The sequence below is a fragment of the Shewanella vaxholmensis genome, assembly GCF_031932135.1.
GTDB classification, from domain to species: Bacteria; Pseudomonadota; Gammaproteobacteria; order Enterobacterales; family Shewanellaceae; genus Shewanella; species Shewanella hafniensis.
This window is the reverse complement of record NZ_JAUOEV010000004.1, coordinates 255,676-276,656: the sequence shown is the minus strand read 5'-3', so window position 1 is coordinate 276,656 and position 20,981 is coordinate 255,676. Positions and strand designations below refer to the sequence as shown.

At 47.9% G+C, this 20,981-nt stretch carries 16 protein-coding genes and 1 rRNA gene; 14 read left to right on the top strand and 3 right to left on the bottom strand.

Annotated elements, in window-relative coordinates; genetic code table 11:
• The 3 genes from Q4Q46_RS06280 to Q4Q46_RS06270 form a co-directional block, all read right to left on the bottom strand.
• Positions 1-88 (bottom strand): 16S ribosomal RNA (locus Q4Q46_RS06280); the annotation flags it as partial.
• A 967-nt stretch (positions 89-1,055) separates the two neighbouring features.
• Positions 1,056-1,961, bottom strand: a complete 906-nt coding sequence (locus Q4Q46_RS06275) for a substrate-binding domain-containing protein (protein WP_311891788.1) — start codon at positions 1,959-1,961, stop codon at positions 1,056-1,058.
• Between the two features lie 69 nt (positions 1,962-2,030).
• Complete coding sequence (locus Q4Q46_RS06270) at positions 2,031-2,921, bottom strand: formate dehydrogenase accessory sulfurtransferase FdhD (protein ID WP_063882346.1); 891 nt, start codon at positions 2,919-2,921, stop codon at positions 2,031-2,033.
• A gap of 301 nt (positions 2,922-3,222) precedes the next feature.
• On the opposite strand from Q4Q46_RS06270, the gene Q4Q46_RS06265 reads away from it, so the two are divergent.
• The 14 genes from Q4Q46_RS06265 to Q4Q46_RS06200 all read left to right on the top strand — a co-directional run bounded on the left by Q4Q46_RS06265 (position 3,223) and on the right by Q4Q46_RS06200 (position 20,981).
• A complete protein-coding gene (locus Q4Q46_RS06265; protein WP_006083560.1) occupies positions 3,223-3,687 on the top strand; it encodes a DUF3305 domain-containing protein in 465 nt (154 codons plus the stop codon).
• On the top strand, positions 3,687-4,355 hold the full coding sequence (locus Q4Q46_RS06260; RefSeq protein ID WP_259575059.1) for a DUF3306 domain-containing protein: 669 nt from the start codon (positions 3,687-3,689) through the stop codon (positions 4,353-4,355). The genes Q4Q46_RS06265 and Q4Q46_RS06260 overlap by 1 nt, the downstream gene beginning before the upstream one ends.
• A 190-nt stretch (positions 4,356-4,545) precedes the next feature.
• Complete coding sequence (locus Q4Q46_RS06255; RefSeq protein ID WP_071940389.1) at positions 4,546-6,207, top strand: 4Fe-4S binding protein; 1,662 nt, start codon at positions 4,546-4,548, stop codon at positions 6,205-6,207.
• A gap of 10 nt (positions 6,208-6,217) precedes the next feature.
• The gene (locus Q4Q46_RS06250) at positions 6,218-6,895 is read left to right on the top strand and encodes a TorD/DmsD family molecular chaperone (protein ID WP_261273632.1); all 678 of its coding nucleotides are present in this window, start codon (positions 6,218-6,220) and stop codon (positions 6,893-6,895) included.
• Positions 6,896-7,069: 174 nt separating this feature from the next.
• A complete protein-coding gene (locus tag Q4Q46_RS06245) occupies positions 7,070-7,267 on the top strand; it encodes a twin-arginine translocation signal domain-containing protein (protein WP_006083564.1) in 198 nt (65 codons plus the stop codon).
• Between the two features lie 17 nt (positions 7,268-7,284).
• Positions 7,285-10,137, top strand: a complete 2,853-nt coding sequence (locus Q4Q46_RS06240) for a molybdopterin-dependent oxidoreductase (protein ID WP_311905530.1) — start codon at positions 7,285-7,287, stop codon at positions 10,135-10,137.
• A 26-nt stretch (positions 10,138-10,163) separates the two neighbouring features.
• Complete coding sequence (gene fdh3B / locus Q4Q46_RS06235) at positions 10,164-10,760, top strand: formate dehydrogenase FDH3 subunit beta (protein WP_006083566.1); 597 nt, start codon at positions 10,164-10,166, stop codon at positions 10,758-10,760.
• A gap of 49 nt (positions 10,761-10,809) precedes the next feature.
• Positions 10,810-11,838: a formate dehydrogenase subunit gamma gene (locus tag Q4Q46_RS06230; protein ID WP_006083567.1), complete on the top strand. Its 1,029-nt coding sequence runs from the start codon at positions 10,810-10,812 to the stop codon at positions 11,836-11,838.
• 383 nt (positions 11,839-12,221) lie between these two features.
• Positions 12,222-12,422 (top strand): twin-arginine translocation signal domain-containing protein, encoded by a 201-nt coding sequence (locus Q4Q46_RS06225; protein ID WP_006084531.1) that lies wholly within the window; start codon positions 12,222-12,224, stop codon positions 12,420-12,422.
• A 17-nt stretch (positions 12,423-12,439) separates the two neighbouring features.
• A complete protein-coding gene (locus Q4Q46_RS06220) occupies positions 12,440-15,292 on the top strand; it encodes a molybdopterin-dependent oxidoreductase (RefSeq protein ID WP_311905526.1) in 2,853 nt (950 codons plus the stop codon).
• A gap of 29 nt (positions 15,293-15,321) precedes the next feature.
• On the top strand, positions 15,322-15,891 hold the full coding sequence (fdh3B, locus tag Q4Q46_RS06215; RefSeq protein ID WP_006083570.1) for a formate dehydrogenase FDH3 subunit beta: 570 nt from the start codon (positions 15,322-15,324) through the stop codon (positions 15,889-15,891).
• Positions 15,892-15,970: 79 nt separating this feature from the next.
• On the top strand, positions 15,971-16,954 hold the full coding sequence (locus Q4Q46_RS06210) for a formate dehydrogenase subunit gamma (RefSeq protein ID WP_311905529.1): 984 nt from the start codon (positions 15,971-15,973) through the stop codon (positions 16,952-16,954).
• A 421-nt stretch (positions 16,955-17,375) separates the two neighbouring features.
• Complete coding sequence (locus Q4Q46_RS06205; protein ID WP_311905525.1) at positions 17,376-18,959, top strand: methyl-accepting chemotaxis protein; 1,584 nt, start codon at positions 17,376-17,378, stop codon at positions 18,957-18,959.
• A gap of 480 nt (positions 18,960-19,439) precedes the next feature.
• Entirely contained in the window at positions 19,440-20,981 is a 1,542-nt protein-coding gene (locus Q4Q46_RS06200) for an esterase-like activity of phytase family protein (protein WP_311905524.1), read from the top strand.

Genomic DNA, 20,981 nt, shown 5'->3' with positions numbered 1-20,981 from the left:
AGTAAACTCCCTTGTGCTGCCGCTCGACTTGCATGTGTTAGGCCTGCCGCCAGCGTTCAATCTGAGCCATGATCAAACTCTTCAATTAAAGTTTTGTTGCTTCCGTCTTGCGACTTCAGCGGCTCAATGAATTCTGATTTTTTGTTTCTCGCACTCCTTATAAAAGAAGGGCTGAAACAAACTGTACATATTGCTATGAACACTCATTGTTACATTGATTTAAATTTTTGACTGCCAACCCGAAGGTTAAGCAGTTTCGATTAACTCAACACCTGTGAGTGTCCACACAGATTTCTTGTTTTATCTTGTTAAAGAGCAACTCAATATCCGTAAGAGGACTTGAGTACCACACTGAGCGCCGAACGCTTCCAGTTGGCTAGGGCTGCGTATTCTACGCATTTCCCGTTTCGCGTCAAGGAGTATTTTCAACTTCTTGACGCGATTGAATTAAGTGCCATTCTCAACAGAGAGTAAGCCATTCAATTCAACTTAACTCGTCAGCTTGCTTTCGCTGTCTGCCGTGTCAGTGGATGCGCATTATAGGGAGCAGGAGATTTTGTGCAACCCCTATTTTAAGGAAATTTGCTGTTAATTCTGATTATCTAAACTAGCCACAAGATACCCACCACTTACCCCCAAAGTTATCCACAAAATAGCGTTTTCTCTGCAGTTCTACCTCATATTTTGGGGATGTACTGCATTAAGGCGAAGAGATTGACGCATAGATTCTATAAATTTTAGATAAGGATAACGACTGATCGAACCGGAATATCTCCTCCCAACTCTTATATAGACCGTTAATGGAATATAACGGAGAGCAATATAGATGACGCGCTAACACATTCGGCGATAAAGATACTTTAACTATATAGTCATAGTCGCTGCCTTCATCCCATCGCCATAGTAAAGCCCAAATGACTTAATCAGGGACAGGGAGAGATCTCTTTAATACTTATTCGGTAACTAGCTATATAAGTAGCAGCGTAAGTAACTGTCATAAGTATGGCAGAGATCATTCGACTCTATTCAGCTTGATCCATTACCGAGAGAGCGGATTAGCTCGCACTCCAGAGTAACTTTCCACAGTCGGTAAGATCATAGCCACCCAGTAGCGCCGCCATTTGCCTCGAGTGGCCGCTCGCCAACATAGTAAAGAGTTGTTGAAGCTGACGACGGAAGTAAATGCTCTGCGGCATAACGAAATCGAAGGACTCTTTAATCAGTGGCACAAAACTCAAACCACTCTCCAATGCCACAGATTGACAGCCAAAACCTATATCGGCATCACCACGGGCGATATAACCTGCCAGCTCGCGTTCACTATAGGCCGTCAGCACGACATTAAGCTGGTCTAAGCGAGCGCCTTGCTTTAACAACCAATGTTCTAAATGTTGCTGGCTACCCGCGCCGCCCTGACGACTCACCCAACGCCAAGGTAAGTTCACGACTTTATCTTCCTCTTGGCATCTGTGGTGCATATCGGCACGCATGATCAACCCTTGTTGACGGGAGTAACCGTGCACCATGATCCATTGTTGATGATTGTTATACCCTTTAAGTAAGGCTGGATGACGGATATTGCGATCCTCCATGCTGCCCCAGTGTAAGGTACACACATCGGCATAACCTTTAGCGAGTAACTCTAATCCTAAGCGTGAACCTGTCGCGCTGTAGCTTATCAACTCACGACTACCGACTTGTGCCATCAAGCGCGCCACCAGCATAGATAAGAGTGGATCGTCACTGCCGGTGATCAACAAACGGTCGGTGAGCATGCCACTGTGACACGAATCCATTACCCAACGGTCGATTAACACTTTCGGGAATAGCCATTTACCGGTGATTTTAGTGGCGGGGAGAACTCTGTCATTGGCCATGGCGTAGACTTTTTTCTCGTTAAGATCTAAATACTCGGCCACTTGCTTCGCGCTCATGTAAACCAATTCACTGGCAGACGTCATTTTGTTTCCTTGTCTTATTCTTTATTACTGCATGCAAGTCTTAGCATTACTGTCTTAGCTAAATTGGGGCTAAGGAGCGGTATTGGCATCAAATTGCAGATTTTCACTGCCGTGATACACCAAAAAGTGTCGACCTTTAGCGCGGGCGATAATAGTAATGCCTAACTGCTGCGCCAGTGCTAAGCCCATCTGAGTCACGCCGCTACGTGATAGCAAAATGGGGATCCCCATCTTGGCGACTTTAATCACCATTTCAGAGGTTAAGCGGCCTGTGGTATAAAAAATCTTGTTATCACCACGATCCTGCGTCAGCCACATATCCCCTGCCAAGGTATCAACGGCGTTATGGCGGCCAACATCTTCAACGAAGGCCATAATCTTATCGTCTTCGCACAAACCACAGCCATGCACAGCGCCAGCATTCTTATAGGTTTCGTTATATTCGTTGATATTTTTCAATAAGCTATACAGCGTGCTTTGCTTCAAACTCGGTGTAGGTAAATTGATGTTATCTAGATCCTGCATGAAACTGCCATAAACCGTGCCTTGACCACAGCCTGACGTCACGGTTTTTTCGGAGAGTTTCTCGTCGAGATCGGCAGTTTGTTCACGGGTAACCACAGCCGCAGAACTCACATCCCAATCGACGATGACAGAGTCCAGCAGGCTCACATCCGAAATAAAGCCTTGGTTCTTAAGATAACCTAACGCCAGAGACTCAGGTTTTGCCCCTAGTGTCATCAGCGTCACTATCGGACGCCAGTTTAAATAAACGGTAAGTGGACGTTCGCAGGCGACAAATTTATCTAGCACTTCCCCAGCTTCATTCACTGCTTTTACGGCAATGGTTAACGGTACTTCCGCTTGGGTTCTCACAAAAGAACACTGATGATGAGGCTTCTGAGTGGGGTTAGCTGCCGCTACTTCTTTATCTGTGCCCATGCTGTTTTCCGAAATCATAATGCTACCGCTTAACGAGTCATGGCCTGAGCATAGCAATATTTATACCTAGGTATAAAACTCGGGTTTAAATGCGTGATCTGCCGCAATGCTGATTTTTCATTAGCCCTTTTATGTCCCAAACAAAACCCAGCACTGGACAAAATGTCCACTTTTTAGGGGGTTTTTGATGATCTAGTTCAAACTAATACCCCATGTTTACTGGCACCAATATTGCAGTGACCTTTTATCGCAATTTGTTGGTAAAACCGATCCGTTCGATCTACGGTTCGTCCATCAACACGGCTGAGACGGAGAGACAATGCAACATACAACGAATGTTTGGCCCATGTACGTTTCACTTAAAAAAGTAGAGAAACAAGTTGGCCGCTGGACCTCAGTACAATGGGAAATTGAACACTTACTTCCCGCCACCCATCAAGCCCCTGACGACGCGACCTTAGTGCTCCTCGAACTGCACAAAGACGAACGCGCCAGCTATCGCCTCAATCTCGATGTAGATAACGCTATGCTGTATTTAGTGTGCGATGAAACGGCCGATGGCACTTGGATACCCGCAGCACTGTCGGCAGACCAAAACGTCGCCGCAGGTTGTCTTGAGGGTAATACCCCTGTTATCAACCTATTGATGCCAGAAGCCATCGCTTGTTGGATTGAAGCCTTTATCACCCAGCATGGCGAAGTCGAAATCGCCGCCCATCGCCGTAAGCATGTCGATGGCCGTAAGAATCAAGGCCCGAGTCACGATCCACTTCGGAGGGACTAATGGCTGAATCCACGCAAAAAACGGCTGGGCTACTGAGTCGCTGGAACCAGCGTCGCGAACAAGTTGCCGCTGAACAAGCGCGAGAAACTCAAGAAGAAGCCGCGCCTCAAGCGCCGATCGCGACCGAAGCCACTGTGGCAGTTGAGCCGCTTCAACCGACAGAGCCAGTAACAGAGTCCAATACTGCCGAACATGACGATCCGAATCGCATGCTCACGGCGGCGGATTTACCGAATCCTGACGAAATTGAAATTGGCGGCAGCTTTGCGAGTTTTATGGGCGCGAATGTCGATCCGGCGGCGAAATCTGCGGCGCTGCGAGCACTGTGGAAACAACCACATTTCAACGAGATAGATGGGCTTTTAGAATATGCGCTCGATTACAGTAATCAGCCCAAACTCAGCGCCGAAGTTTCAGCAGAATTAGCACAAAAAGTCTTCCGCTACATCACCAAAGACAGCGAAACGCCGGATGAAGAGTCAGCCTTAGCCAAACAAGCTGCAGAAACTAATCCATCCGCTAGTCTTGATGTAAGCGAAACCACGACTCAAGAAGTCGACACCGAATTGGCAGCAGAGCCGATAGCGGACAATTTGGATGGGGAGACTGATGACCTACCCCAAAATGCACCAGAGCCCTCGGCTCAGGCCCAAACCCGAGTTGTTTAACGTCAGTTTAGCTAATTTTAATGTCCGTAACTTTGGTATGTGAATTGCTGTACTAAGACATAAAAAAAGCTTAGATAAAAGCAGAAAAGGCAATGACTTACTTATTACCAGCCGCCTAAATCTGCCCAGATACAGTAAAACAAGAAACAGCCAAAGTACTGTTCAGGAACGCAATGTGAGCACTCATTTGATGACCAATCAAACCCAAGAAGCGTTAAAACAAGCGCGGCAACAGGTGTTAGCGCAAACTCAGATGTTGCAGAATCTGATCCCGCCAACCGTCAGCTACACCACCGAAGGCAATGTCCTCATTATCGGCCCAGAAGATCTGGCTCGCCTTGCCGCGGACAAATTGTCCACTATGGCCCATCGCGTGATTTTAGCCAATGAAGCCATTACCAGCCAAGATGAAGCGCACCTTGAGCGTGTGATGGCGGCGGCAACCGATGTCGAAAGTTACTACAACAAACTCATTGGCGTAAAAGGCTTTTTAGGCCAATTCCAAGTCAGTGTTGAACATCAAGATGGCGCGGCCGAACTCAGTTTAGTGTCGATTCGTAAACCCCATTTCGATATCGTGCTCGATTTGAGCAGCACAGCTTGTTTGAACTTAGAAATGCTGCCACCCGGTTATTTCTATGTCGGTCAAGACACTGAGAAACTCGAAGATGCCCTCGCTCAAATTCCCGATCTCGTCGGCCAATTCGACAAGCCTCGCTACGTCAAAATCAACCCAGATATTTGTGCACACGACCGTAATGGAATTAACGGTTGTAATCGTTGCCTTAACTTTTGCCCAGCCGATGCGATTAGTAGCGTGGCGAAGAAAATTGAAATCGACCCATACCTTTGCCACGGCGCGGGCAGTTGTACTAGTGCCTGTCCAACGGGTGCCATCAGTTACGATTTACCGACGCCGCAGGCTTTGCATTCATACCTGAACAAAGTCGTTAGTCGTTTCCGCGAGCAAGCCCAAACCGCACCGGTAATTTTGTTCCACGACAATGCCGTCGGCGCCGACTTTATTACCGATGATCTAGCGGGTGATATTATCCCCGTCGCCTTAGAAGAAATTACGGTTGCCAGCTTAGATCATTGGCTGTCGGTACTCGCATGGGGCGCACGCCAAGTGCTGATCCTCAATACCGACGCCACGGCGCCAACTCTTACGCAAATGCTTAAAGGTGAACTTTCGTTAGCCAATAGTATTTTAGATGAGATGGGTCAGCCGCAACGTATCAGCCTCATCGACCCAAGCATGCTTGCCGATTTAGATGCGATGCTCGATATCAGCTTAGATTGGCCCGTGATCGTGCCCGCTGCATTTGCCTCGACCACTAAACGCAACACGCTATTTGAAGCGATAGATCACCTCAATAGCCAAGCGGGTGAAATCGATACTTGCCTTAGCCTCAACAACATTCCCTTTGGCAAAGTCAGCGTGAATGTCGAAAAGTGCACTATGTGTATGTCCTGCGTGGCAATTTGCCCAACCGTGGCATTGCAAGATGGCGGCGACAAACCTGCACTACACTTTATTGAGCAAAACTGCGTGCAATGCGGTTTATGTGAAGCGGCCTGCCCTGAAAAAGTGATAAGCCTAACGCCGCAAATTAATTTTGATAAAGCTGCTCGTCAGCAACAACACACCCTGAAAGAAGAAGCCCCCTTCGAATGTATTCGCTGCGGCTCTCCTTTTGCGACCCAATCTATGGTGCATCGGATGCTGGATATGGTCGGCGCGCACAGCGCATTTTCTGCCAATATTGAGCGCTTGAAAATGTGTGGCGACTGCCGGGTAAAAGACATGTTTGAAGACATTCTTCAAGATCCTGAAAAGCAACTGCGATAAGAGATCCGCTATGACCGAATCAGTAAGACAAGTTTCAGAAAACGATCAGTTGAGAGCCGATATCTATCAACTGTTAGCCGCCCTATTGCGCCGTCAGCCGAGCCCTGAACTGCTGCAATTTTTGGCCAATCTTGAAATCGATGCCAATGAAGACAACGAGATGACCAAGGCTTGGTTATCCGTGCAGCTCGCCGCCCAGCAGTTCAACAATGAACAGCTCGAAGACGAGTATTTTGCGCTATTCCTCGGTGTAGGTTCTGGCGAGATCTTGCCCTACGGCAGCTGGTTTATGACCGGCTCTTTAATGGATAAACCGCTGGCATTACTGCGCCAAGACCTAATGCAACTCGGATTTGAGCGCGAAGACAACGTTAAAGAACCCGAAGATCACGTAGCCGCCCTGTGTGAAGTGATGGGAACCCTGATTTTAGAAGCGCCGAGCTATCGCCAACTGGCTTTTTACCAACGCCATATCGGCAGTTGGATTGGCCGCTTCTGCGACAACTTAGCTAAAGCGCCCAGCGCTGCGTTTTACGCGACCGTCGCCCAGCTGGCAAAAGCCTTCTTTGAAATGGAAGCCAGTGCCTTTGAACAATTGAGCTTAGATATTCCCGTCAATTGCCCAGGCAGCGCCGACCTACAACCGGCCACCAGCGATTTAGCAAAACCAGTGGAATTAATGAACTAAGACTAAGCTTAATAATAGCGCGACATGTGCGCGCTAGATATCAGTGCTAAATGAATTGAAACGGCGAAGGTGAAGTCACACGCACCTTCGCAACAATAACGAAAGCTTAGGCTTTCACAATAACCGAGGTGGTCGCCGTTTGTGCCACCTTATCCCGCAACACAAGGAGACACTATGAAGAAGCCAGCTTCCGACATGGGCCGTCGTCAATTGCTCAAAGCATTGGCACTCGGCAGTGCGGCAGGCGCAGTGGTAACCGTGAGCAGTCAGGCGTTAGCTTCGACAAAAACGGCAGCAACCACAGAGCCTAAGAGTGAGAACTACCGCGAAACCGACCATATCCGTAACTATTATGCGTCGTTGAACAACTAACCAGAGGAGAGTGTGTGATGCGATTAACCCGCAAAACAGACCAGGTTGTCGAATCTAAAGCGCCAGCACTGGGTCTCAATCGTCGTCAGTTCTTAAAATCGGCAGGTCTTGCCACAGGTGGCATCGCTGCGGCGTCCATGCTGGGCACAGGCATGATGCGTAAAGCACAAGCCCAAGAAGACATAGGCCACAATGTTCCCACCGAAGTTAAACGTACCATCTGTTCTCACTGCGCCGTCGGTTGTGGTGTATATGCAGAAGTACAAAATGGCGTGTGGACAGGTCAAGAACCGGCATTTGACCATCCCTTTAACCAAGGCGGACACTGCGCGAAAGGTGCGGCACTGCGTGAGCACGGCCACGGTGAAAAACGCCTGAAATACCCAATGAAGTTAGAAGGCGGCAAGTGGAAAAAGATCTCTTGGGATCAAGCGATTAATGAAGTCGGCGACAAGATGGCAGCGATTCGTCAAGAGTCGGGTCCAGATTCCGTTTACTTTATGGGTAGCGCCAAGTTTTCTAACGAACAAGCTTATTTATATCGCAAATTAGCGGCACTGTGGGGCACGAACAACGTCGACCACTCAGCCCGTATTTGTCACTCTACCACGGTAGCCGGTGTTGCTAACACTTGGGGCTACGGTGCGCAAACCAACTCGTTAAACGATATCCGCAACTCTAAGTGCGTCATGTTTGTGGGTTCAAACCCAAGTGAAGCCCACCCAGTCGCAATGCAACACATTTTGGTGGCTAAAGAACGCGGCGCCAAAATTATCGTAGTAGATCCTCGTTTCACCCGTACTGCAGCGAAATCTGACGAGTACGTGCATATCCGCCCAGGTACAGATATCCCCTTCATTTATGGCCTGTTATGGCACATTTTTGAAAACGGCTGGGAAGATAAAGACTTCTTAAAACAACGTGTATACGGTATGGAACGTATCCGCGAAGAAGCCAAAAAATACACTCCAGAAGAAGTTGAGTTGGTTGCAGGCGTGCCTAAGGCGCAAATGTACCGCGTTGCCAAGATGATGGCCGAAACCAAACCCGGCACTATCGTTTGGTGTATGGGCGGTACTCAGCATCACGTTGGTAATGCCAATACCCGTTCATACTGTATTTTACAGTTAGCCCTTGGCAACATGGGGGTTTCTGGTGGTGGAACTAACATCTTCCGTGGTCACGATAACGTACAAGGTGCAACGGACTTCGGTCTGTTATTCGACAACTTACCCGGTTACTACGGTTTAACCTCTGGCGCTTGGGCTCACTGGTCGAATGTATGGGACTTAGATCCAAAATGGGTAGCCAGTCGTTTCGACCAAGGTGAATACTTAGGTCAAACACCACAAACCTCAACTGGTATTCCTTGCTCTCGCTGGCACGATGGGGTGTTAGAAGATAAAACCAAAATTGCGCAGAAAGACAATATCCGTCTGGCGTTCTTCTGGGGACAATCGGTGAACACTGAAACCCGTGGTCGCGAAGTGCGTGAAGCATTGAACAAGATGGATACTGTGGTGGTGGTCGATCCGTTCCCAACCATGGCAGGGGTGATGCACCAACGTAAAGACGGTGTATATCTGTTGCCTGCGGCGACCCAGTTCGAAACCTATGGTTCAGTTTCAGCGACCAACCGCTCAATCCAATGGCGCACTAAGGTCATCGAGCCGCTGTTCGAATCTCTACCAGATCATGTGATCATGTATAAGTTCGCCAAAAAATGGGGCGTTGAAAAAGAATTCTGTAAGCACATTCAAGTGAATGGCGACGAGCCTTTAATTGAAGATGTGACCCGCGAATTCAATACCGGTATGTGGACTGTAGGTTATACAGGTCAAAGCCCTGAGCGTTTAAAGATGCACCAAGAAAACTGGGGGACTTTCGACGTCAACAGCTTACAAGCTCCCGGCGGCCCAGCTAAGGGTGAAACCTATGGCTTACCTTGGCCATGTTGGGGCACTCCAGAGATGAAACATCCTGGTACCCAGATCCTGTATGACCAATCAAAACACGTAAAAGACGGTGGCGGTAACTTCCGTGCCCGTTACGGTGTTGAGCACGATGGCGTCAACATTCTCGCCGAAGGTTCATTCTCTAAAGGCAGTGAAATTCAAGATGGTTATCCTGAATTTACCGCCGACATGCTCAAGCAATTGGGTTGGTGGGATGAACTTACTGATGCGGAGAAAAAACGCGCCGAAGGCAAAAACTGGAAGACAGATATCTCTGGTGGCATCCAACGTGTTGCGATCAAGCATGGTTGTATTCCATTTGGTAATGCGAAAGCCCGTTGTATCGTTTGGACTTTCCCAGATGATATCCCGAAACATCGGGAACCACTTTACACTCCTCGTCGTGACTTAGTCGCTAAGTACCCAACCTACGAAGACCGTATGGTTGCGCGTCTGCCGACCTTGTATAAGTCAATTCAAGATAAGGACTTTACCCAAGGCTTCCCTCTGACACTGACCTCTGGTCGTCTAGTGGAATACGAAGGTGGTGGTGAAGAATCCCGTTCTAACCCTTGGTTAGCTGAACTACAACAAGAAATGTTCATCGAAATGAACCCTGCTGATGCAGCGGATCGCGGTATTCGCGACGGTGACAATGTTTTTGTTCATGGTCCAGAAGGCGCCAAAATCACGGTTAAGGCTATGGTGACACCGCGCGTTATTGCCGGTGAATGTTTTATGCCATACCACTTTGCTGGGGTGTTTGAAGGCGAAAGCCTAGCGAAAAACTATCCTGAAGGCACTGTGCCTTACGTGATAGGCGAATCTGCAAACACCATTTTAACTTATGGCTACGACGTTGTGACTCAGATGCAAGAAACTAAGTCCAGCTTGTGCCAAATCAGCAAAGCCTAACCTACTTGATGAGGAGATAAGCCATTATGGCAGTCATGAAATTTCTGTGTGACACCAAGCGCTGCATCGAGTGTAACGGTTGTGTCACTGCATGTAAGAACGAAAACGACTCCGCTCTCGAGTGGGGAATCCAACGTCGCCGCGTGGTGACGATTAACGATGGTCTACCTGGCGAAGCCTCAATTTCAGTGGCATGTATGCACTGTACTGACGCTCCCTGTATGGCTGTATGTCCGGCAGATTGTTTCTACCGTACCGAAGACGGCATAGTGCTACACAACAAAGATACCTGTATCGGTTGTGGTTATTGCTTCTATGCTTGTCCATTTGGTGCACCGCAATTCCCGAAAAAGACTGCCTTTGGTAGTCGTGGCAAGATGGACAAGTGTACTTTCTGCGCCGGTGGCCCAGAAGAAACCTTCTCCGAAGCCGAGCGTAAAAAATACGGTGCAAACCGTATTGCTGAGGGCAAGTTACCTATGTGTGCTGAGCTTTGTTCGACAAAAGCCCTGCTCGCGGGTGATGCGGAAGTGGTATCCAATATCTACCGTCAACGTATGGCCTCTCGTGGCAATCCTAACGTGATTTGGGGTTACAACCCCAAGACAGGTGAGATTAACTAAGCAGAGCGAGGGTTAGGGAGTCATCCCTAACCTCTGGCAAGGAGTGAAAATGTTAAACAAACAGTTAAACAAATCACTGCGCAGTCTGTTTGCTCTGTTGGTGCTCGTCATGGGATTGGGATTAGGTTCAGTAATGAGCGCAAGCCCAGTACACGCAAGTGATCAGCAATCGAGTCAACAACAGGCGAAAGCGCAAACCAGCGATGCCGATCTTTGGCGGGCGGTAAAAGCAGGCGATGCCGGCTATACCACTGCCAAAGGGATAGATACTGGGGTGTTGATTAACGTTGCCGGTAACCAAGGTAAAGAACTGAGAAACCAATATCTGACCCCGATTATGGCTTTGGCCGTTGTCGGTGTGTTCGGGGCTTTCTTATTGTTTTATCTGGTGAATGGTCCATCAAAACTCAGCAAGGGCTTTTCAGGCAAGTTAGTGGCGCGTTGGTCTAAGGCGGATCTGTGGATCCACTGGATCATGGCGAGCAGCTGCCTGACACTGATGTTTACCGGTTTAACCATAATGTTAGGTAAGCATGTTGTTCAGCCCATGTTAGGGCCTGATCTGTGGGCGCCATTGATCTACGGCAGCAAAACCATCCACGATTGGGCAGGTCCCATCTTTATCGCGGCTTGGGCTGTCTGTGTCGTCAAATGGATGCCGCTACAAACCTTCAAGATGTATGATTTGAAATGGTTTTTAGTGGTAGGTGGTTATATCAACTTTGGCCCGTTCAAAGGTAAACACCCCGACAGTGGTTTTGCTAACGCCGGTGAAAAAATGTGGTTCTGGACCTTGATGTTGTTTGGTTTATTTATCAGTGTTTCTGGCATCATGTTGGTGTTACCTGGCTTAGACTTACCGCGCGAAGCCTCCATGGGCGCGCTACTGATCCACTCTATCAGCGCCATTATCCTGATTGCCTTTACCATAGTGCATATTTGGATGGCGACCGTACTCAGCGAAGGCGGTATGGAGTGTATGAAGTCAGGCTATTGTGATGAAAACTGGGCAATCCAGCACCACAATCTCTGGTATGACGAAATCAAAGCCAACGGCAACTTAAAGTATAAAGACTAAGTTAAACCGCAGCTTTTAGGTCCTTAAAACACCCCGCCATGCGGGGTGTTCTTTTATCTGCACTTCATTAGACAATACAAAAACTTAACACCTGAAACACCGTGATACAAAAAGCCGCCAACGCCCTGCTCCCAAGGGATTTACGAAACTATGAGCGAGTTAACGCTTTAAGAGTACGGCAGCCGATTTCAACACTGCAAACTGTCCTAGATCAATTCCTACTCAACCCTTTCCTACTATATTGCCGTCACGCGCGATGATTGATGGCAAACAAGATGATTTCATTATCTTTTCCACCGCTAATCTTCACTTTTTGATAACAAGTTGAATCCCACAAAAAGCCGTGCGATCTCAAAAACTAAACCCTAATTTCAGGAGTCAGCATGAAGCAGCAACCCAGCGATTTATCTCGCCGATCTTTGCTCAAAGCGCTCACCGTCGGCAGCGTAGCGGGTGCCGCGATTGCCGCAACCGGCATGAGCGTGGCACAGGCCAGCGAGAGCAGCAAGGTAACCACCAAAGCGTCAAAGGGTTACCACGAAACTGCGCACATCAGCAGCTATTACAATAGCTTGCGCAGCTAATCTAGGAGAAGTCAGCGATGAAGTTAACTCGCAAGTCTAGTGTCGCCCCAGTGGCAGACAAACCGGCGTTAGGCATTAGCCGTCGTCAATTTATGAAGCACGCAGGTATTGCCACCGGTGGTATTGCCGCAGCATCTCTGATGGGCACAGGCATGATGCGTCGCGTCGAAGCCAAAGAAGTACCGCATGATGCCCCTATCGAAGTCAAACGTACTATTTGTAGTGCCTGCGCCGTCGGTTGTGGTCTGTATGCTGAAGTACAAAATGGCGTGTGGACGGGTCAAGAACCTGCATTCGATCACCCCTTCAACGCCGGAGGTCACTGTGCTAAAGGTGCGGCACTGCGTGAGCATGGCCATGGTGAAAAACGCCTGAAATACCCAATGAAATTGGTTGATGGCAAGTGGAAAAAAATCTCTTGGGAAGATGCGATTAACGAAGTGGGCGACCAAATGCTCAACATTCGTAAAGAATCCGGCCCAGACTCAGTGTACTTCATGGGTAGCGCTAAGTTCTCAAACGAAGGTTGCTACATGTACCGCAAACTGGCGGCCATGTGGGGCACAAACAACGTCGACCATTCAGCTCGTATTTGTCACTCTACCACGGTAGCCGGTGTTGCTAACACTTGGGGCTACGGTGCGCAAACTAACTCCTTTAACGATATCCAAAACGCAAATGCGATTTTCTTTATCGGTGCTAACCCTGCAGAAGCCCACCCAGTGGCGATGCAACATATTCTGATCGCGAAAGAAAGAAACAACGCTAAGTTGATCGTGGTTGATCCACGTTTCTCTCGTACCGCGGCGCATTCAGATCTGCACTGCGCATTGCGTCCAGGTACAGATATTCCCTTTATTTACGGTATGTTATGGCACATTTTTGAAAACGGTTGGGAAGATAAAACTTTTATCCAACAACGTGTTTTTGAGATGGATACCATTCGCGCCGAAGCGAAAAAGTTCCCACCTAAAGAAGTGGAAAACATCACTGGCGTGAGCGAAGCCGAGGTTTATCAAGCCGCGAAACTCATGGCTGATAACCGCCCAGGTACTGTGATCTGGTGTATGGGTGGTACTCAACACCACGTCGGTAATGCCAACACCCGCGCTTACTGTATTCTGCAATTAGCGCTAGGTAACATGGGCGTGTCAGGCGGCGGTACTAACATTTTCCGTGGTCATGATAACGTACAAGGCGCGACTGACTTAGGTTTGTTATTCGATAACTTACCGGGTTACTACGGCTTAACAACAGGTGCTTGGACTCACTGGACCCACGTGTGGGATCTGGACATGGAATGGATGAAGAGCCGTTTCGATCAAGGCACTTATCTTGGCCGTGAACCTATGACTACGCCGGGTATCCCTTGTTCTCGCTGGCACGATGGTGTACTAGAAGAAAAAGGCAAACTCGCGCAGCAAGATAACATTCGCATGGCGTTTTTCTGGGGACAATCGGTGAACACCGAAACCCGCCAACGTGACGTGCGTGATGCTTTAGACAAGATGGACACAGTGGTGGTAGTCGATCCATTCCCAACTATGGCAGGTGTGATGCATCGCCGTAAGAATGGTGTGTATTTACTTCCAGCGGCGACACAGTTTGAAACTGAAGGCTCAGTGTCTAACTCTGGCCGCAGCCAACAATGGCGCGAAAAAGTCATAGAGCCACTGTTTGAATCTAAAACCGATATCGAAATTATGTATCGCTTAGCGCAAAAACTAGGGTTTGCTGAGCAGTACACGAAACGCATCGCCAAAGAAAATGATTTGCCTGTGATTGAAGACATCACCCGCGAAATCAACCGCGGCATGTGGACTATCGGTATGACGGGCCAAAGCCCTGAACGTCTGAAACTACATACCCAAAACTGGGGCACCTTCAGCAACAAGACGCTCGAAGCCGCAGGCGGCCCAGCGAAAGGCGAGACCTACGGTTTACCTTGGCCATGTTGGGGCACACCAGAAGCGAAACACCCTGGTACTCAAATTCTGTATAACCAATCCAAACACGTTAAAGACGGTGGCGGTAACTTCCGTGCCCGTTACGGCGTTGAATACAATGGCAAAAATCTATTGGCCGAAGGCTCTTTCTCTAAAGGTGCTGAAATCCAAGACGGTTATCCAGAGTTCTCCGACAAGCTGCTCAAACAACTCGGTTGGTGGGATGATCTGACGGCGGCAGAAAAAGCCGAAGCCGAAGGCAGAAACTGGAAGACAGACTTATCCGGCGGCATAGTGCGCGTAGCGATCAAGCATGGCTGTATTCCTTTCGGTAACGCTAAAGCCCGTTGTATTGTTTGGACTTTCCCAGACCAAGCGCCAGTTCACCGCGAACCGTTATACACGCCGCGCCGTGACTTAGTGGCCAAATACCCCACCTATGCCGACATGCAAGTGCACCGTCTGCCTACGCTGTATAAGTCAATCCAAGACAAAGACATGAGCGGCAAGTACCCACTGGTACTGACCTCAGGGCGTCTGGTTGAATACGAGGGTGGTGGTGAAGAATCTCGTTGTAACCCTTGGCTAGCTGAACTTCAACAGGAAATGTTTGTTGAGATAAGCCCTGCCGATGCTGCCGATCGCGGCATTCGTAACGGTGAAGACGTCTGGCTAGAAGGCGCCGAAGGTGGCCGTATTAAGGTACAAGCTATGGTGACGCCACGCGTTAAACCTGGCGTGACCTTTATGCCATATCACTTTGCGGGTGTGATGCACGGCGAAAGTTTAGCGCCTAATTATCCAGAGGGCACAGTGCCTTACGTTATCGGTGAATCTGCTAACACTGCGCTGACCTATGGTTATGACCCTGTGACGCAAATGCAGGAAACCAAGGCATCACTGTGTCAGATCGTGAAAGCGTAAGTGCAGCTTAAGCTAGGAGAATTGCCATTATGGCTACAATGAAATTTTTGTGTGATACCAAGCGCTGCATCGAATGTAACGGTTGTGTCACTGCCTGTAAAAACGAAAACGACTCCGCTCTCGAGTGGGGGATCCAACGCCGCCGCGTAGTGACCATTAACGATGGTCAACGTGGAGAAGCCTCTATCTCTGTCGCCTGTATGCATTGCTCAGATGCACCTTGTATGGCTGTTTGCCCAGCAAATTGCTTCTACAGAACCGACGACGGCATAGTGCTACACAACAAAGATGCCTGTATTGGTTGCGGTTACTGCTTGTACGCCTGTCCGTTTGGTGCACCACAGTTCCCGAAAAAAGGGGCCTTTGGTAGCCGTGGCAAGATGGATAAATGTACCTTCTGCGCTGGCGGCCCAGAAGAAAACCACTCAGAGGCAGAGCGCCAAAAATACGGTTCAAACCGTATTGCCGAAGGCAAACTGCCTATGTGTGCAGAACTGTGTGCCACTAAAGCCCTGTTAGCGGGTGATGCTGAAATTGTTTCAAACATCTTCCGTGAACGTGTGGCTTACCGTGGTGCTAAAAACGCGGCTTGGAATTAATTCAGGTCAACAGGATCTGTCCACAGACTTAGCTTAGCGCCTGCTCAAGTGGGCGCGACTAAGTGAGAGAGGATGTATGATGAACAAATGGTTCAAACACATAGGTTTAGCCATAGCACTGCTATTTAGTGCCGTGTGTATAGCCAATGGTGGTGATGAACTGGCGAATCAAGTTCAGCAGTCTGATGCCCAAATTTGGGCACAACTGAAGGATGGTGCCACGGGATACACTACCTCCCAAAGTGAGTTTCATGCTCAACCCATCAATACCTATGATCTACGGGTATTAGAGCTGCGTAGCGACTGGTTAGCGCCAGCCTTAATGGCGGCACTATTCGGCATGATTATTATCTTTGTCTTATTTATCAAGGTGAACGGCATCTCCAAGCTGCACCATGGTTTTTCAGGCAAGTTAGTGCATCGCTGGTCTAAGTTTGATGTTTCAATCCACTGGTTAGGCGCGATCCCGTGCTTACTGTTGATTTTAACGGGCTTAACCTTGCTGGCAGGTCGCTTCTTCTTCCAACCTTGGTTGGGCGAAGGTATCTGGGAAGCCATCGTCTACGGTGCGAAGCAAATCCATGACGTGATGGCGATTCCCTTCATGATAGGTTGGGCATTAATGACCACCCTCTGGGCGAAAAACCAGCTGCCAAAAATGTACGACGTAAAATGGTTCTTAGTCGTGGGCGGTTACATTAACTTTGGCCCGTTTAAAGGTAAGCACCCAGACGCAGGTTTTGCGAACGCCGGTGAGAAAATGTGGTTCTGGGCCTTTGCCCTGTTTGGATTAGTGATTTCGGCCTCGGGCATGCTGTTACTGTTCCCAAATCTTTTCGAACCAAGCCGTACATTAAGCTTGATCGCACTCGTGCTGCACTCAGTGAGCGCCATAGTGATCTGTGCTTTCTCTATCGTGCACATCTTCATGGCAACGGTAATGTCTGAAGGCGGTATGGAGTGTATGGTGTCCGGTTATTGTGATGAAAACTGGGCAACCCAACACCACAACCTGTGGTTTGACGAAATCAAAGCTAACGGCACCTTGAAATACAAAGACTAGTGTCATTGACTCGTCTCAACGCATAAAAGAAACCGTCGGTTTAACTAAAAACACCTCGCAGCGTCGAGGTGTTTTTCTTCATGCCAATATTGATACATTTTAAAACATTTACTCAATCTGTGATGTCGCTCACAAGCGGCAATACCTGTGTTGTTTCTATGTTTCGAAATTTAGGAGATTTGACAAATTATAAATTAAAAACAATAAGTTAGAATTCAACGTTATTTTGCAACTCAATATATAATCAACCCAGCGTTTAATTACATGCAACAATATGAAAACAAGTATTAATAAACAATGCCTTACGGCGTAATTTAAACAAGCATCAATTTGCACCCTCTTATTTCAGGCTGTAAAATGACCATATTGTGTAATTTTATTACATCACCTCTTCTATCCGTTTTACATCCTTAAGGTCACTATGTTTAATAATGCTAAAACCAGCACTCTGACGGCTTTGCCCTCGGTGATCGCGAGTATTCTCCTCATCATCATAGGTATCTCATCCTATCGTAGCTTTACCGATCTCGGTGAAACTAGCCGTCGCTTAGTCAATAATACCCAACTGGCAGAAACCTTTACCAATATACGTGCTGAATTCTTTGAAATTCGTTTAGCGACGCTAGTCCATAATGAGAAAGGCATTACCGAACATCAACAGAACATTGGCCAGCTAGTCGCTAAACTCTCTGAGTTTGATACCAATTTCATGGGCCAAAATGCGCGTAACATTCAGACTTTACAGCCACAGATAGAGCAATATGTCCACCTCTACCGACAAGAAGTTACGCTTGCTGAGCGCACCGCCACAGAAGCGGAATTAACTGAGGAACGTCGTGAACTCGGTCCTAAAGTCAGCGATCAAATTAATCAACTCGTTTCACTAATCACTATCCGTAACCATGAGTTAGGAACTCAGGCAGGAAGTAAGATTGCTATCGCAGAAAGCTTGTTACTAGGCCTGATCTTATTTGCCATCGTCGCCTCACTTCTCAGCGCGCTCTTTATGAGCAAACGCTTAGTCAGGATAGTCAATGACATTAAGCGGGTAATGGAACGACTAGCCAATGGCGATCTGACACATAAGACGAACATTAAGGGTGACAACGAACTCTGCTCACTCGCCACAGATCTCGATCGCGTTATCGATAATCTACGCCATATCATCTCAGATATTACCCAAGCCTCAGATCACATGTCTGACCAAATTGGCCAACTGAATGTGCAATCCAATACTAATAGTGGTGCGCTACAAACTCACGCAGTCGAAACCGACCAAGTCGTAACGGCCATGACAGAAATGAGCGCGACTGCCCACAACGTTGCAGGTGATGCCGCGTCTGCAGCCCAGTTTACTCAGCAAGCCAATGAACAAGCTGATAAATCGAAGAAAGCCGTTGCACAGGCCGCAAACACTGTGATTGCCTTGGTGACTAAAGTCGACGTAGCAGCCGATGCGATTAATGATATGAACGAAAACACTCGTCATATCGCCGCTATTTTAAATGTAATTGGCGAGATTGCCGATCAGACCAATCTACTCGCGCTCAATGCGGCCATCGAAGCCGCCCGTGCAGGTGAACAAGGTCGAGGCTTTGCTGTTGTCGCCGATGAAGTGCGTACACTGGCCGCTCGTACTCAAGCCAGTACATCCGAGATTAATCAGATGCTTGAACGTTTACGCCGCGGTGCCGATGCAGCCGTGACCGCAATGGAGCAAACCAAACACAGTTGCCAACAAGCCGCCGACACAACCACTCTGGTAACGGAAAACCTCGATACCCTGACCGCTTATGTGTTCGATATTAATGGGCTCAGCACTCAAATCGCCACCGCCGCCGAAGAGCAAAGCGCCGTGACCGAAGAAATAAACCGTAATCTGACCACCATTCGTGAAATGGTCGATGAACTGAATCAAAGCGGTAAAGCCACCCTTAACAGCGCTACAGCTTTAGCCGCGACGAAGGAACAACTCGTCGGCGTGGTATCGCATTTTAAGCTTTAGATTTAGGCTCCCTGAAAAAAGCTTTTAAATCTGCGGCCTAATAACAAAAATTATTGGGCTGTCAGATTTTTAGATGAGATATAAAGCGCGTCACACACCTGCAATATAAATCGCAGCCAAGAAAACTAACCTATTATTAATACTGTATTTTTATAAAAAATTATTTACCAAAAAATGATTAAATTGATTCAGTGTCAACAGTACTAAAGCAATAATAAGAGCGTGAAGCCTGTAGTTCAGAAATGAAGTTTGCCCACCACTCACTCCCACAATATTAAATACCACTAAAAACTTCGGACTCAGCCAATCAACCACGCCATCATGGGCTTTCATACACAACCAACACACCGTATTACTCGTGAACACCGTATTCGTACTCGATACGTTAAGCGGCACACTTGTCACATTTAGTTCACAGCCTAACTTTATATTACCTGCCAACAACATAGCTAATCACTTTGAGAATCGGGATATATTAAGATGAAAAATGTGCTCGTCACCTCAGGCTTGTGCCTGTCAGTTTTGCTACTGAGTGCTTGTAATTCGGATGATAAAGACATCAGTAGCCTGACCACACAAACCACCTTAATTGGCGGTGATAGCCACTGCTGGATGGGCGGCACTCGCACGGATTCAGGTCTTGATAGCAACGATAACGGCAAGCTCGACAGTAATGAAGTGGTTGATAGCAGCTATTCATGTAATGCCGACCTGTTTACGGATAAAGCGGTGCATTTACCTTTCACTGTGCTGCGCGCTGATTTAGACAATGGCGCTATGCCTGGTACTAAATTTGAGATTCGTAACGGCGGCTATGGCTCTGATGCAGCGCCAAATCCCAATAATCCAATTCAATTTTATGCCCTCACCGATCGCGGCCCGAATGCGGATTACACAGGTAGTTTAGGCAAAGGTAAGATGTTTCCAACGCCGGACTACACACCACGTATCGGTTTATTTGAACTCCAAACCAATGGCACCATCACTAAGGTCAAAGACATCTTATTTAAACGCCCAGATGGCAGCTTGATCACCGGACTTCCCAATAGCAGCAGCCTTGGCGGCACAGGAGAAATCCCCTATGACGCAGCAGGTGAAGTCATTCATCAAGACATGAGCCAGCCTTACAATGCCCAGACCAACCCCATCAAGCTCGATGACTATGGGTTAGATTCAGAAGGTCTTGCCGCCATGGATGATGGCAGTTTTTGGGTCAGCGACGAGTATGGTCCACATATAGTGCATTACTCGGCTGAAGGCGTAGAAATAGCGCGTATTAATCCTTTCGCAGACGATAAGCGCAACTTATATAGCCTGCCAGCAGAATTTGCTCATCGCCGTGCCAACCGCGGGATGGAAGGGCTGACTATCACGCCCGATCAGTCGACACTTGTGGGCATAATGCAATCGACCATTTCCAATCCCGATAAGAGTGTTAACAACAATACCCTCACTCGAATCGTGACTATCAACTTAGCGACAGGCGCTATTGGCCAATATTTATATCAGCAAGAAATTGCCCAGAACTCTAACTCAGCTATCGTTGCCTTAAGTAACAGCCAATTTTTAGTGTTAGAACGTGATGGCAAGTTTTTTAATATCGACACTGATGTGATGAAGCATGTGTACAAGATAGATATAAGCGGCGCGACGGATCTCGAGACCGTCACTGCACAAGCTGATATCGCCCAAGATGCGGCGTTAGGTTTAACCATTAAAGGTAGAACCTTAGAACAGGTAGCGCTAAGCGATGGTTGGGAGGCACTTGCAGCCAATGGCATCATACCCGCGACAAAATCACTGGTGCTAGATATGGCTGCCAAAACACAATATCCCCATGACAAAATGGAAGGTTTGTGGCTAATTGATAATAAGCGTTTGGGTGTGCTAAATGACGACGACTTCGCCACTTGGAGTAATAACAACACCTTAGAACAGAAATATCTCGATAGTGTGCAAAGTGATATCGACGGCAATACTTTGTATATCGTTGACGACTTATCCTTATCGGCTGATAAGTAA

What these genes read in the sequence shown, in the direction of transcription:
- Q4Q46_RS06200 (WP_311905524.1), top strand. Translation starts at nt 19,440, where the DNA reads ATGAAAAATGTGCTCGTCACCTCAGGCTTGTGCCTGTCAGTTTTGCTA.
- Q4Q46_RS06275 (WP_311891788.1), bottom strand. Translation starts at nt 1,961, where the DNA reads ATGACGTCTGCCAGTGAATTGGTTTACATGAGCGCGAAGCAAGTGGCC.
- Q4Q46_RS06255 (WP_071940389.1), top strand. Translation starts at nt 4,546, where the DNA reads ATGACCAATCAAACCCAAGAAGCGTTAAAACAAGCGCGGCAACAGGTG.
- Q4Q46_RS06210 (WP_311905529.1), top strand. Translation starts at nt 15,971, where the DNA reads ATGAACAAATGGTTCAAACACATAGGTTTAGCCATAGCACTGCTATTT.
- fdh3B (WP_006083570.1), top strand. Translation starts at nt 15,322, where the DNA reads ATGGCTACAATGAAATTTTTGTGTGATACCAAGCGCTGCATCGAATGT.
- Q4Q46_RS06265 (WP_006083560.1), top strand. Translation starts at nt 3,223, where the DNA reads ATGCAACATACAACGAATGTTTGGCCCATGTACGTTTCACTTAAAAAA.
- fdh3B (WP_006083566.1), top strand. Translation starts at nt 10,164, where the DNA reads ATGGCAGTCATGAAATTTCTGTGTGACACCAAGCGCTGCATCGAGTGT.
- Q4Q46_RS06270 (WP_063882346.1), bottom strand. Translation starts at nt 2,921, where the DNA reads ATGATTTCGGAAAACAGCATGGGCACAGATAAAGAAGTAGCGGCAGCT.
- Q4Q46_RS06240 (WP_311905530.1), top strand. Translation starts at nt 7,285, where the DNA reads ATGCGATTAACCCGCAAAACAGACCAGGTTGTCGAATCTAAAGCGCCA.
- Q4Q46_RS06220 (WP_311905526.1), top strand. Translation starts at nt 12,440, where the DNA reads ATGAAGTTAACTCGCAAGTCTAGTGTCGCCCCAGTGGCAGACAAACCG.
- Q4Q46_RS06245 (WP_006083564.1), top strand. Translation starts at nt 7,070, where the DNA reads ATGAAGAAGCCAGCTTCCGACATGGGCCGTCGTCAATTGCTCAAAGCA.
- Q4Q46_RS06205 (WP_311905525.1), top strand. Translation starts at nt 17,376, where the DNA reads ATGTTTAATAATGCTAAAACCAGCACTCTGACGGCTTTGCCCTCGGTG.
- Q4Q46_RS06250 (WP_261273632.1), top strand. Translation starts at nt 6,218, where the DNA reads ATGACCGAATCAGTAAGACAAGTTTCAGAAAACGATCAGTTGAGAGCC.
- Q4Q46_RS06225 (WP_006084531.1), top strand. Translation starts at nt 12,222, where the DNA reads ATGAAGCAGCAACCCAGCGATTTATCTCGCCGATCTTTGCTCAAAGCG.
- Q4Q46_RS06260 (WP_259575059.1), top strand. Translation starts at nt 3,687, where the DNA reads ATGGCTGAATCCACGCAAAAAACGGCTGGGCTACTGAGTCGCTGGAAC.
- Q4Q46_RS06230 (WP_006083567.1), top strand. Translation starts at nt 10,810, where the DNA reads ATGTTAAACAAACAGTTAAACAAATCACTGCGCAGTCTGTTTGCTCTG.